This is a genomic window from Pseudarthrobacter sp. MDT1-22 (genome assembly GCF_054511035.1).
The window spans coordinates 126046-139265 of the sequence record NZ_JBTNDK010000010.1 but is presented as its reverse complement, the minus strand read 5'-3'; the positions used below and the strand labels follow the sequence as shown (position 1 = coordinate 139265).

At 60.8% G+C, this 13220-nt stretch carries 10 protein-coding genes; 3 read left to right on the top strand and 7 right to left on the bottom strand.

Annotated elements, in window-relative coordinates; genetic code table 11:
* Positions 1–24 precede the first annotated feature (24 nt).
* The 3 genes from ACX80M_RS10420 to ACX80M_RS10410 all read left to right on the top strand — a co-directional run bounded on the left by ACX80M_RS10420 (position 25) and on the right by ACX80M_RS10410 (position 5307).
* Positions 25–297, top strand: coding sequence for a glutaredoxin family protein (locus tag ACX80M_RS10420; protein WP_459309576.1), 273 nt, complete (start codon positions 25–27; stop codon positions 295–297).
* 838 nt (positions 298–1135) lie between these two features.
* On the top strand, positions 1136–4714 hold the full coding sequence (mobF, locus tag ACX80M_RS10415) for a MobF family relaxase (RefSeq protein ID WP_459309574.1): 3579 nt from the start codon (positions 1136–1138) through the stop codon (positions 4712–4714).
* Positions 4715–4740: 26 nt separating this feature from the next.
* A complete protein-coding gene (locus tag ACX80M_RS10410) occupies positions 4741–5307 on the top strand; it encodes a hypothetical protein (protein ID WP_459309573.1) in 567 nt (188 codons plus the stop codon).
* Here ACX80M_RS10410 and ACX80M_RS10405 read toward each other — a convergent pair.
* The 7 genes from ACX80M_RS10405 to ACX80M_RS10375 form a co-directional block, all read right to left on the bottom strand.
* The gene (locus tag ACX80M_RS10405) at positions 5300–7660 is read right to left on the bottom strand and encodes an AAA family ATPase (protein WP_459309572.1); all 2361 of its coding nucleotides are present in this window, start codon (positions 7658–7660) and stop codon (positions 5300–5302) included. The genes ACX80M_RS10410 and ACX80M_RS10405 overlap by 8 nt on opposite strands.
* A 352-nt stretch (positions 7661–8012) precedes the next feature.
* On the bottom strand, positions 8013–9164 hold the full coding sequence (locus tag ACX80M_RS10400; protein ID WP_459309570.1) for an alpha/beta hydrolase family protein: 1152 nt from the start codon (positions 9162–9164) through the stop codon (positions 8013–8015).
* A 13-nt stretch (positions 9165–9177) separates the two neighbouring features.
* Complete coding sequence (locus tag ACX80M_RS10395) at positions 9178–9498, bottom strand: hypothetical protein (protein WP_459309568.1); 321 nt, start codon at positions 9496–9498, stop codon at positions 9178–9180.
* Positions 9499–9553: 55 nt separating this feature from the next.
* Positions 9554–10651, bottom strand: a complete 1098-nt coding sequence (locus tag ACX80M_RS10390; RefSeq protein ID WP_459309567.1) for a hypothetical protein — start codon at positions 10649–10651, stop codon at positions 9554–9556.
* Positions 10648–11139: a hypothetical protein gene (locus tag ACX80M_RS10385; protein ID WP_459309566.1), complete on the bottom strand. Its 492-nt coding sequence runs from the start codon at positions 11137–11139 to the stop codon at positions 10648–10650. The genes ACX80M_RS10390 and ACX80M_RS10385 overlap by 4 nt, the downstream gene beginning before the upstream one ends.
* Positions 11140–11287: 148 nt before the next feature.
* A complete protein-coding gene (locus tag ACX80M_RS10380; protein WP_459309565.1) occupies positions 11288–11791 on the bottom strand; it encodes a single-stranded DNA-binding protein in 504 nt (167 codons plus the stop codon).
* Positions 11792–11848: 57 nt separating this feature from the next.
* Entirely contained in the window at positions 11849–12979 is a 1131-nt protein-coding gene (locus ACX80M_RS10375; RefSeq protein WP_459309563.1) for a M78 family metallopeptidase domain-containing protein, read from the bottom strand.
* Positions 12980–13220 lie beyond the last annotated feature (241 nt).

The window sequence follows — 13220 nt, the reverse complement described above, 5'->3', positions numbered from 1 at the left end:
AAACCCCAGAAGGGAGCAGACACCATGAACATCGTCCTTTACAGCAAGCCCGGCTGCCAGCAATGCCGCCTGACAGCCATGAGCTTCGACAAGGCAAGAATCGCCTACACGAGCATTGACCTCACCAGCAATGACGCGGCCCTCGAATACGTCCAGGACCTCGGCTACGCTCAGGCGCCCGTCGTCGTGGTGGATGACCATCACCATTGGTCCGGCTTCAACCCGACCGAAATCGAGAGGCTGACACAAGCGCTCAAACTTGCCGCCGGCACCCAGCTAAAGACCGACCCTTCCTGACCCCTCCGGATCTGCGCGATCCCAAAAGACCGTCGACCCGCCGTCGACGGTCCTTTCCTCTGCCTCGAATCCACCCAACCCAATTCCCCACTCATTGATTCGGCGACAATCACGCTTTTACACCAAACCGTCGGCCGATCCATCCGCCACGTCACGCATGCTGCGACGACCCCCGCCAGGCCCCCTAGCGCGACCACAAAAGCGCCTCACACCTCTGGCATCTTGCGATGCGCCGTAACGAAGCACATAACGCCGAGTCATGCAGACTCCGGCGCCCGGACCCATGAACGGGTGTGAACGACCAAACTTGCCCGGAATGCCACACCGCTTTCACACCCACCCGCCGTGGGCAGATCTACTGCACATCAGGCTGCGCGAACAGGCAGCGCCAACGACGCTACCGCGCGGCACGTCTGCGCCAGAGACGTAGCCCGGGACGCTCCCCGGCAACAGTTCCCCCTCGAACTGACATCGACGATTCCGTTGCGCGGTCGGCGCTGAATCGCGCTGAGACCTCACATCTTCGCACGGGCTATGAGCGACGACTGCACAAGGCCACAGCGGACCACGACATTGAACTGGCAACGGCCTACGACCGATTGCACAAGATGGCGGTTTCCGCCGATCAAGCCATCTCCACGGCGACCGCATTGGCAGAACGTTGCCGCCGACTCCAGAGCGAAAACTGGTCGCTGCGCCAGCAGCGCGGTCAGGACCTGAGCGACCTCCAGCTGCTGGCCGCTCGCCTTGTCTCGTTCACGACGGCGGGCGCCCACTTGGGGGAACGGGTCACCGACGTCTTCACTCGCCGGGGATGGAACACAGGCAGGACCGACCCATGACTGTATCGATAGCCAGGCTGTCGAGTGAGTCCGGCGTGAAGTACCTGCTCAAGACGACCCTGCGCGCTGACGTCGCAACCCGCAACCTGACCGATTACTACACGCAGTCCAGCAACCCGCAGGGCACGTGGCTGGGTGCCGGCCTGGCCGGCATCGGCGTCGAATCCGGCTCCACGGTCACACCATCGGCGGCTCAGGCGCTCTTCGAACGGGCTGAAAATCCGACGACGGGCGAAGCGTTGGGCAGGCATCCACACCAGGATCCGCCTTCGTCGCACGCAGCCCCGCAGAATAGGCGCCCCACCGTGGCAGGTTTTGACCTGACGTTCAGTGTCCCGAAATCGATCTCCGTGCTCTGGGCGCTGGCCGACAGCGTGGACAAGGCCAGGATCCTGCGAGCCCACCACTCCGCCCTCGACGCAACGATGGTCTGGTTGGAAGCAACGGCGATTCACACCCGCGCCGGCCACAACGGCATCGCCCGGCTCAGCGTCCGCGGCGCAGTCGCCGCGTCCTTCGACCACTGGGAATCCCGGACCGGAGATCCCCAGCTTCACACCCATGTCGTGATTGCCAACCGCGTCCAACGCAACTCCGACGGTGCCTGGGGCACGCTGGACTCACGCACCCTCTACAAGGCGACTGTTGCGGCGAGCGAACACTACAACGGTGTCCTGTTCGACCAGCTCAAGCGAGACCTCGGCACCGACGCCGACGTCCGCCGGCCCGGCAAGACCGAGCTCAACCCAAAACTGGAACTCACCGGCGTCGATGACATCCTGATCCGCGAGTTCTCAAGCCGAACCCGGCTCATCGACGTCGAAACTGACCGTCTTGTCCAGGAATGGACCCAGACGCACGGCCGCATACCCACGGCGACCACAAAGATCCGCCTTCGCCAGCAGGCCACACTGTCCACACGCACCGCCAAGCCCGACCGTATCGTCCCGCTCTCTACCCGGACCCTCGAGTGGCGGAACCGGGCGGCCGCCATCGACTTCGACGCCGAACGCGTGGTCGCCGAGACCATCAACCGCTCACGTACGGCACCACTGCACGAATCGGACCTCGGCGCTGACTGGATCCAGTCAACAGGCAGGCTCGTGGAACACGCTGTTGCCGGTCGACGAGCCACGTGGAACCGGTGGAACCTGCTCGCCGAAGCGGAACGGATCTGCCTCGAACTGCGTTGCGCCAGCCCAGAGGACCGGCGACACATCATGGACGCCGTCGCGACCGCCGCAGAGAAACAATCCGTACCCCTCAGCGAGTTCCGCTACGGCCCAGTGGCCAGCACGGCACCCGACCTCGCCTTCAATGGGCACAGCGTTTTCGACTGGCCCAGCGACCACCTCTACACCGACCTGTCAACCCTGGCCAACGAAGCCCGCGTCATGGCAGCCCACCATTCAACGGACGCCCCAGCGCTGAATCCGTCCGCATGCTCCGCCCTCCCCGAGTACGCCAACGCCAAGGGTGTCGGCTTGTGGCCGGATCAGCTCGACGCGGCCGCGAGAATCCTGGGAAGCGGGCGTCGGCTGGACGCCGTCGTAGGGCCTGCCGGAACCGGCAAGACCACAACAATGGCTGCCGTCAAGAGTATCTGGGAAGCGCAGCACGGACCGGGCAGCGTCATTGGTCTGGCCCCGGCCGCGGCATCAGCCGACGTCCTCGGACACGAGCTCGACCTGGCAACGGACAACGTCACCAAATGGCTCTACGAATCCACCGGCCCCGGTGCCGCCAACCGCGCCGAAAAATACCTCGACGCCGAGCAACGGTACTTGGCAGCCATCGCCGCGGCCGGCGGCGCGTCATCTGCGCGCTACCTTCATAGACTCGCGCAACAGCTCACCGCGCTCACCGCGACTCAGTCCCGATGGCAATTCCGCCCCAACCAGCTCGTCATCGTCGACGAAGCGTCCATGGTTCCCACCCACCATCTCGCGGCCCTTATCGACCAGGCTGAGGCAGCCGGCGCCAAACTCGTCCTCGTCGGCGACCCCGCCCAGCTGGACGCGATCGAGGCCGGCGGCATGCTCGGGTGGCTCAGCCGCACCGGCAAAGCCGCGCAGCTGACAACCATCTGGCGCTTCAGTCAACCATGGGAACGGCGGAGCTCCCTCAAACTCAGATCGGGCGATTCCCGCGCCATCCAGGATTACAACAGCCGCGGCCGGATCCGCGCCGGCACGTACGACTCCATGGTCGACGCAGCCTACGACCGGTGGAACACAGACGTTCAAGCCGGCCGGTCATCCATCCTGATCGCTCCAGACAATGACACCGTTGCCATGCTCAACGAACGCGCCCAGGCTGACTTGGTCTCCAGAAGCAGAGTCGATCCGGAATCCACCGTCATCCTCAGCGACGGACTACACGCCGGACTTGGTGACAGGATCCTTGCCCGCCGCAACGATCGCCGGCTCACCGACCAGACGGGCGACTTTATCCGAAACGGCACTCTCATAACGATCACAGAACCGCCCGCTCTAGATGGTTCCGTCACGGGCGCACGGCTGGACACCGGCGCCACCATCACTCTGGCCAGCCGCTACCTCGCCGAGTCCGTCGAGCTTGGCTACGCCACAACGGCCCACCGCTCCCAGGGAATTACGGTGGACACCGGACACACCCTCGTCTCTGAAGGACGCCTCACCCGTGAACTCTTCTATGTCTCCATGACCCGTGGACGCCACTCCAATACCGCCTATGTCTGCGAACCAGACCCTCGCGACCACCACGCCATTGATCCCTCAACGCTGCCGGACTGGCAGCAGATCCTCAACCAGGTTCTCGCGGCAGAAGGTGCCGAACACACCGCCCACGAAATCAAAGCCTCTGAGGCGGCGAAGGCCGACTCCCTGAGCCTGTTGATGGCGGAGCGGGACTACCTTCTCCAAATCACCGCGCACGACGACGTCACTCGCCTCATCGGCGTACACTCACCCGAGTCGCTGGACAGGCTGCGTCAATCTCCAGGTTGGGGCCCGCTCAGCATTGCGTGGAGGATGGCTTCTGCTGTGGATCGGGCGGCTGCTGAGCAAGCCCTCATCGTCGGGCTTCGGTCAGCGGCAGCTGGCAGCGACTCGGCGTCCGACATCCTCTCTCGGTTGCTCACACTGGCGCACCGAAGCCGGCCTGCAAACGCCGCTGTAATGGCTACGTCGAATACTCGACGGGAAGACATCAGACTCCTGCTGGATAGGATCGAGCATCGCATTGCCCACCGGAACCGCATCACCACTCAGACAGCTCATCGGAACGACTCGTTGTGGAAGGAAACGCTTCGGGCTTTGCTTCCCGAAGTGATTGTTCCGCAGACCTGGCATGGCCTCGTCAGGGAGGTTGCCAGATACCGGGACCGGTGGGACGTCGGCTCGGAGGACGTCCCTCTCGGCCCCAGTCCGGCGCCCGCCGACACCCTCCAATGCATGGAACGCGCTCGACTCGAAGCCTTCGTGTCAGTCGTCAGTGCCGGACCGGCCGAGACGATCGACACCGATACTTCCGCGAACCTGAACCTTGCTTCCCGCGCCGTATCCGCTGTGCAGCCGCTAGACCTCTGGAGCTAAAATTGGATGGTCAACGGACGGTGGAAATGAACGCTAATCCATTCGCAAAACCCAAGGTGATGACGGGCTGGCTGGCAATCGCCAGTGCCACAGCGATCCTGTGTCTCGCGTTCAGCACATGCGCGATGTTGCCATCCCCCGACTCACCTAGCTTATGGCTGTTGGTTGCCGTCTCTGTCATATTCTCGGCGGCAGTCGGCGCCATCTGGTTCTACCGCCTGCGACGGGCGAGCAGATGGACCGCACGTGCGGTCGAACAATGGCGGCGGCTCGAGGCAACCAGACTTGAGGTGGGAACGACGACCGAAGTCATGATACTGGCCATTGAGGCGGTGGAACCGACCGGTACATGGGTGACGCTGCGCTGGAACCAATTCGATCACGTTCAACGCGCTTGGATGGAAGCTCTACCCGATGAGATCTGGGAAGGCGCAGTCCTATTGATCTCGCCCGATCCAATGCAGATACAGGTGCGCAGCCCCTGGCCGCCGGTCTACTACCTGAGGGCACCGAGCTACCATGGCTTCGCGCCGGCAGAAGGCCGGCCCGACTTTCTTAGGTGGAGCGACCGGGACCATGTACGCCTTAACTGACTGCTTGGGCTGACGGCAACAAGTCTGCAGCAGTGAGTCCCGTCGCTTCACACATCCCCTCAAAATGGTCTCTGTCCACAGCATTCAGAAAAACGAAGAGTGACTTGATAGCGGCCAATATTTCGTCCGGGATCAGAGTGCGCGCCGTCTGAGGCGATTCGCTATGGGAGTAAACATTGCTATAGCGGAGGAGGTTGTGACGCAGCGCATCACCATCTCCCTCGAATCCACCCTCAACGAGCATTTTCTCGGTCGCTGCCATGAGCTTTGCAAGGTCACCGACTTGCCCTGGGATCTTGAATGCCAAGAACGTCTCCAGAGTGCTTCGAATCACGTTGGGGAACAAAAGCTGGGCCTCCAGCCGCCGCTCAAAGGAGTCATCGTCAATGAGGCGTTGGTGAGCATCGGCGAGAGCTATGAACGAGTGGTGATATCCAGACCTAATCTTCTTTCGCACTGCGGCGTTGGGCGGCCAGACGGCGATTTCCGAGTGCCGTCGACCATCGCGGTATCGCGATTTGAGTTCATACGACTGAAACTCAAAGCCATTCACGTTTTTCCTGGATCTCTTATTTGGAAAACGATCCCATTGAACGTCCCACTGCCGAAATAGCTCAAAATTATGTGTAAGGAGAATCAGCTGAGAAATAACCGATGATTTTGAGGCAACCAGAGCCCAGAGCGCGCTGGACACGCCGATGAAGACCCCCTGATCAAGGCTTGAAACAGGGTCGTCGACTATTACGATCGGCATGCCCTTGGTCGTCGAATCGTGCTTCCGAACAAGCTCAAGGAAGTGAACCAACGTAATCGCCGTACGCTCCCCCTCACTCAAACCATGTGCGGGTTCGCCATTTCGACGAATTTCGTATCGATCCACACCAATCGTATGAAATGTGAGTTCACCGCGGCCCAGCAGTCGTCCGACTTCCTTAGTTAGAAGTTCAGCCGAGGGGGCAATAGTGCCTTCCACGGACTGCAGATCATGAATTCGCTCCTGAGTTGCGCGAAGTTTTTCGCGAGACTGGCGCAACGCTTCCGTCGACACTCGTACCGCTTCAACCGAAGCATCATGGCCCTTCAAATGCATGTTCAGATGGTGGCCCAAGATACGGGTCCCTGCTGCTTTTTGCAGAACTTCATGGTCACGCACTCGCTTGTTGTGTATATCAGTCAGGTTGTCCAAACCTCGTGATGACATTCGCGGTGTGGCTTCAATCGGTCGGATATCGACGTGGCCGACAACATTCCGTACCTTCGCCTTGAGCCGCTTGGCTAAATCGTCGATCCAGTCCTGCAAGAACCCTGTCGTGGCCAAGTAGGTAGCTAAATCTCTGTCATAGTCATCGCGCAGATCCTCAGAAAATTCAGTACGTTTGGGCACCTTCGCCAGCGCGTCCTGGATTTCGCGAGTAGCCTGCTCGAGTTCGAGCACCAGGACACTGGCCTCATGCGCCACCCTCTCGACTGCATCAGAGAAGTGCGCCTCAAGGGCACGCCGTCGTTCTTCAGTGACTTCACTCCCGCAGAAGATGCAAAGGTTGGAGTGTTCGTGTAGCTCGACTCCTTCCCGGACCCATGATTCGGCTGTCGGATTCTCTGCCAATGTGTCAAGAACTATCGAAGCCGGAGTCACGGACAGCAGGGCTTCCGCTTCTCCTGACAATTCACTTCGCACGAAAACGTCGAGAGTTCCATATCTCTTGATTTCGTCATCTGCGGACGATACAACGACTTGTCGGTCCTGCTGATATTGGACATGGTTAAGTTCGGCCCAGCCGTCGCGGCTACCCGCATATAGTCGATCAACCGCCCTGACGTTGAACTTGGATCTTGATTGGTACGCCCCCGACAGCTTGGTCAAGTCGTCGACGACTAGGCCGGAGACCGTCTTGCGGAGAGATTCCAGCGACTTTTCGGCTAGGTTTGCAGCACTTATGGCTTCCCCAAGTTTCGATTCAAGAAGTGGCAGCTGTTCTGTAAGATCGGCGGCCTCCTCTTCGGCCTCTACGCTTCGATCGCCCAGAGTGATAATTGCAGGCATAGTCGCCTCATTGTCACTCAGCCGGTGATTCTCTCGAACAAATGCATCACTGAAGACATAGATTCTATCGAAAGCGGAATGTGTGTTATCAGCCACCGCCGATTGATAAGGTGTACCGAAAGAGAGACTCAGTTTGCTTCTCGACGAAGGGTCCTTGACGGAATCGTACAAAGCTCGCGCGAGCGACGTTTTGCCGGTTCCGTTCGGACCGTAAATGACGGTCAGTCTTTCGAATTCAGGAAGGTCAGAGCCCCAGCGGTATTCTGTGAATATTCCAGCCTTCTGAATCCTCTCGATACGTCTAAGCATCAGACGCCTCCCGCCTTCCGGTGGTTGGCTAGATCGGCTGCCCTCAAGAAAGCTGGGAATATCCAATAAGAAACTCGGTTCATGCCTGGTGCCTCCGTGCCGTTGCCCCCGCGAGGCTGTGATTTTCGTCTGGTTCCAAGCTACTGGCAAGCGGTGACATTCGTAGGCATTTGCCGATATCGTGGTCGGTCATGCGACGATTTTTTTGTAGCCGCAATGGCTCCCGTGCGCATCTGGCTCCGGTGCGTCACACAGGGGACGTGGGGTCCGACATCGGAACGGCAACTTGGCATTTGAGCCGCCACAGGTTCTAATCCCTGCAAAGTATCAGGACATTTCTGCCCAAAGCCCACTAGGAAGTCACACCTTGAATCCCATGGCTCCAATGGGAGACTTCTCGTTCCCAGGCCTCGACGTCGACGTTCCACTCGTGCGAATGCCCCACGGTGCCGAAGGAGACGAGGCTAACGGCATCGGGACGAAGGTTGGCGACCTGTCGCGACACCTGGAATGGCGTTGAAGGATCGCCTGGTCCATGCAGCACCAACGTGGGCATCTTGATCTCCGCCGCCCGGGTCAGCCAATCCATCTGCTCAAAGTCGATAGGATCCTTCAGGCCCGTGACCCACCGCATTGTCGGCGACTGTAGGAGTCGAAGACCGAGGACCGCAATTGAACGCGGCAAGCCGCTGGCGCAGGCGTTCTCGGTTAGAGTCGTGGCCCAGTCCATCACAGGGGCATCCAGGACCAACCCAGCTATGCGGTCCGTGTTGGCGGACAGGTCCGTAAGTCGTAGGGCAATGGCCCCACCAAGAGACCAGCCGAAGAGCACAATTTGTTGTGCCCCTTGGTTGACGGCATACTGCACTGCCGCCTCTACGTCGAGCCACTCTGTTTGCCCAAGGGTGTAGCGGCCGTCGACCGACGCCGGCGCCTCGCCGTCATTCCGAAATGAGACGACCAGCGACGTGTACCCGCACCGCACGGCTACCGGCACTCCGCGAAGTGCCCCGGCCCGTTTGCCGCCCATCCCGTGTATGTGAATTGCCCAGGCGTTCGGCTTTGCCGACGCTGCGGCCGGTTCGAATCTCCAAGCCGGCGCAAGGCCTCCCTCAATGGGTATCTCGACGTCAAAAAACGCCAATCCTAGTTGTTCCGGCTTTGAAAAAACGTACCCGCTCCAGATCCCTGCCCTCGTGCTCAGGAAATCACCCGAGTCGACGCGCTCAACAACTCGAGTCACGGTGCCAGCATGATCGCTCGCCACCACTTGGCCAACGCAGGCGTGCCCGGTGCCGTTGGCAAACCATATGCTGTATCGGCCTGGTGCGGTCGTCTGAGGCGAAGCGGGCAACTCAACCAACAGCTCGCCATCAGCGCCACGAAAGACCCGCCGGATGAGCAGGTCCTCTTTCCGCGTGGTCTTGGGCACGACAACCTGACGCGCGAAGTAAGCAGCCCCGAGAAACGCTGCCGAGGCACCGACCACCGCGACTGTGGTCAACCCCAGCAGAACTCTACGAATCGCCGTCACGTCCCCCGCCTCCCAGCCGATCGTCAATTATCTTCCGCAGCTGCACCAAAGTTTCGGGCGAGATGCCCTGCAGCTGCCTGGCAGCAAAGTTCCGTACTCGAGCCTCCCGCATTGTGCGCAAGAGCTGGAGTTGGGCATCGACGAGTTCTGGAACCTCGTTGTTTTCGTCCAACAGGTAGTTCGAGTCGACGCCGAAGAACTCTGCGAGATTCCGGAGCAAGGCGGCATCCGTGGCCAAAGAACTGTCGCCGCTGCGCATGTAGGCCCACCGCGAGCGCGACAAAGGCGTCCCGCGTTGTGCCATGTGTTGGCTAATCTGCGGATAAGTCAGCGGTTCTGATCCCTGCGCCTCAAACAGATCAAGCAGGAGGTTGAGCTTCCGAGCAAGTTTGGCTTGAGGCGTTTCGTGAGACTCGCCGGCTGTTTCTGCCACGAGGTGCCGTCCTCCTTTCGATGTCCCCTAACCGTTCATGCGGACCCGCGCGTTGGCGCACCGCCAGGTACTCCTCCGCTTGTGCCAGCACCTGGACTTCCTGACTGCTCAATAACTTAGCAAGCGGCGGTTCAACGAGCATCGCGTCTTGGGTTTCTACGAGCATCCTATGAAGCCGCCATCGCGCGTAATCACGCTGCTCGGCGATGTTTACACCAGACTCAAGCCGAAGCTCCGTCCGGGCGCCCGTGGTCTTTTCCCAGACCTCCGTGAGCCCGCTAACCAGCACGGACTCTATTTTCGCATCGCTCCTTCGGCTAACACGGCGAGCTACCGGCGGAAGTGCCAGCCCTGCGCACAAAAAGATCATGGCGCCCAGCACTGCTCCGTCGTAGACCACCGACAGTGCGCGCATTGAGTCCAGGTCGCCAAGTAGGTGGAAGATGTCCATCCCAAGCACGGCCAGGACCAGGACAACTGCGAGCGCACAGCCAACACCGATCAGCGTGAATGCGATGCGGAAGTAGGGCCGGGTCATGTCTCCGCGGAATCTGAAACACGTGTAGCCCGTCACGCCCACAACTACTCCCATGTACACAAACTGCACCGCAGAATAGATGGCCGCAGACCATTGCCCACCGTAGTCCGCCATGAAGCTGGTCGACGATTGGGGCGCATCTATGAAAGTAAAGCTCACAACGAGTCCCACGACCACCAGGCCAAGGACGGCCAAGCCGAACCTGTCCGGCGTCGCGGGCAGCTCACTTGGATCGCCAGCGCGAAGGATCGCCCTCGACAGGAAGTAGATACCGACAACCATCAGCATGTTGGAGCTCAGGTCCAACACGTTGCGGCCAGCCAGGAGGGCGTCCCCGACGACATACACGGAGTCGATGTTGAGAGTAAGTGAAGACGCAATGGTCACGGCTGCGACGAAGATGCTGTGGTCGCTTCGGCGTTTCACCCCAGGCAACAGGCAGAGGACCAATCCCCAGATGACAGCGGCGGCGATGGTCTGGATCATCCGAACACTCTTTCGAATGAACGGGGTTCAAGCGTGCTGTCGCGGATGGCGGCCGCAAAGAGATCCGCCAGAGTTTCTGCGGCTGCCTCCAGCCGATCGACAAAACTGCTCCGCGTCAGGACCCGCCTGACCATCGCCTCGGGAATGTTAGGAAAAAGAACGCTGGCATAGTCCTTGGGAATCCCCAGCTCGTCGTGCCGCAGGACCATGTGGCTCAGTTCGTGGAGTACGAATTGTTGGCGATGAAGGGCCGATGGAGTGGCCGCATGGAGGATGATTTCTTTCGAGTCTGTCGACAGCCACAGCCCGCAGACAGTACTCCCGTTGAGTCCGTCGGCAACATCGATGGTTATCGGACGGTTGCGGATCGACTCCACGACCGAGACTAGCCGCTCTAGCGTCAAATGGGTCGGCAGCCGAAGCGAGCTGAATGCCTGCGCCGCGCTGTCCGCTGGCGTTGAATTTACGACGAATGAAGGATTTTCCATTGGTATCCCGTCATTGCATCGGCCGGCCAAGGTGAGGCGACCGACCCGACGTCGAGCGGTCCAATCGGCCGCAGGAACGTCGTATCTACTATTGAACCGCTCTTGCTCTGGACATGTCCAGAGCAAGAGCGCAAGGCGTCCGAAGGACTTACATTTGCAACCCATTGAACGTGCGGGCAGCGCCGGCTGGAACTGATGAAAGTCCTCCCTGCGGTGCAGCTCCCCAGTCCTCCCCCGGCCCTAAGTCCCGCTGTGCAGGTCCTGTGGGGCCAGCAAACACCTCGGCGCTGGCCTTGGGCGTCCGCTGGAATGCGACCGTACCGTAGCGCAGGTCGGGCCCCACGTTGTCGGCAACGATGCGGTGAGCCTCGTGTTGCACTCCGTCCTTGTCGTAATGGCGGAATTCCATTTCCCCGCCGATGACAACCGGGTCCCCTTTCTTCAGGGAGTTGGCGACGTTCTCTGCCAGCGCGCGGAACGCGGACACGTTGTGGAAGAGCGGCTCTCCGTCCCGCCAGGAGCCATCCGGATTCTGGAGTCGCTGATTTACGGCCACACGCAGTTTCGTGTGGGCAACCCCCGACTCTCCGAAGCTGAGTTCCGGATCGGCGACGAGGTTGCCGGAAATGGATACCGGGATTCTGGTGCCCATGGTTGGTGCCTGCCTTTCTCGTTTCCAGCCGGCCAGTCCGGCTGGAAATTTGGAAGCTCATTTCGCCCGGATGTCGGCGGACGTGGGGCGCGGCCAAGCCTGGATCTGGTGCGTATCGACCTGCGCGGCAGCAGAGGGTGCCTGAAGTGACGTCAGCTTTCCGCCCGCACCGACGGGTTGGGTGATTTGTAAAATGTCGCGGCAAGTCGCGGTCACGCGGCCCAGAGTCGACCGGGCTATGTCCATCCGCGTCAGGAGGTGGTCCTGCTCCCCGTCCCCGGACCACCCGGCCCGTTCGACGTCGATGACCTTGTCCGCCCATCCGGCGAGATAATTCGATGATTGAGCGCCACGGTCTATGCCATGCGCGCGCAGCACCGTATATGCCACGGACTCGGCTTCCACCTCGGCGAGTCCACGGTGTTGCAGCCCGCTACCATACAGTGCTCCGACTTTGTCGTCAGGTCCATGAAGGTACGCGTGTCCGAGCTCGTGCGCCAGGACGGCCGCGGCGTCCTCCGGACCGAGCCACGCACCGACCTGGATCCGTCGATCCGTAAAATCAGTGAAACCGCTCGACATCGAGCGCTGGCTGCCCGTGACGTCCACGGCGAAACAGCGGCGTTCCGCAGCGTAAACCAGGGACCTCCAGAGTCCCGCTGGCACATCAGCCATCCCGACGCCGGCACGCGGCACATAGATCGGCTCGCCTTCCGTTTGGGAGACATCGAAAACCGACTGGCCGCGCCAGCCGACAATCTTCCGGTCGGCCCGCGGACCGGCTCCGAGCTCCTCCACTCCCCTGACCTCGACCGTGTCGTTGCCAGCGGCTCCCGAGGGGCCCGAGTTCTTGGGTGCCGTCCGCGGAGCCAGCACCCAGAGCGCATGCTCACCCTTGAGCACCAAACGGCCATGCCGCTCCCATTCGCGGTACCCGGCGGCCAGCGTGGGCGGTTGAAGTCCGAGCAGTTCGCGCTGGGCCCTAAGCAGAGCCACGTTTCCGCCTGAGTAGCGCCACAGCGTGGCAGACGTATCCAGAAGTTGATGCCAGCGACCCGGCGAGGAAATCGCACCCTCGAGAATGGCATGCAGCTGGCCTGTCAGTTGGATGACGCGCGCTTCGGGATCCAGTCGCTTACCGATCGCGCCGTTGTCCGCGCTCGACGCAGCATCTCCGCCAGGGGCCACGACAGCCACCTCCATTGCTTCTTAGTACCTATCCGCCCCTACAAGTAGCGGACACTTATCCATGCGACCAGCCGGTTCTATTCGCATGACTTTGGGACGTCATGCGCAGTTGGTGCGATTCAGAGCTCCAAGCAAGGAACTCTGAATCACCCACAGGCATCACACGTGGTTTGGCCTCCCTGTGAGCCTGCAGTCCCACACAGCCGATGGCCTTGGTGTGGATTCGGAGGCGTTCGACTGC

What these genes read in the sequence shown, in the direction of transcription:
- ACX80M_RS10385 (WP_459309566.1), bottom strand. Translation starts at nt 11,139, where the DNA reads ATGGAAAATCCTTCATTCGTCGTAAATTCAACGCCAGCGGACAGCGCG.
- ACX80M_RS10395 (WP_459309568.1), bottom strand. Translation starts at nt 9,498, where the DNA reads ATGGCACAACGCGGGACGCCTTTGTCGCGCTCGCGGTGGGCCTACATG.
- ACX80M_RS10410 (WP_459309573.1), top strand. Translation starts at nt 4,741, where the DNA reads ATGAACGCTAATCCATTCGCAAAACCCAAGGTGATGACGGGCTGGCTG.
- ACX80M_RS10390 (WP_459309567.1), bottom strand. Translation starts at nt 10,651, where the DNA reads ATGATCCAGACCATCGCCGCCGCTGTCATCTGGGGATTGGTCCTCTGC.
- ACX80M_RS10380 (WP_459309565.1), bottom strand. Translation starts at nt 11,791, where the DNA reads ATGGGCACCAGAATCCCGGTATCCATTTCCGGCAACCTCGTCGCCGAT.
- mobF (WP_459309574.1), top strand. Translation starts at nt 1,136, where the DNA reads ATGACTGTATCGATAGCCAGGCTGTCGAGTGAGTCCGGCGTGAAGTAC.
- ACX80M_RS10405 (WP_459309572.1), bottom strand. Translation starts at nt 7,660, where the DNA reads ATGCTTAGACGTATCGAGAGGATTCAGAAGGCTGGAATATTCACAGAA.
- ACX80M_RS10420 (WP_459309576.1), top strand. Translation starts at nt 25, where the DNA reads ATGAACATCGTCCTTTACAGCAAGCCCGGCTGCCAGCAATGCCGCCTG.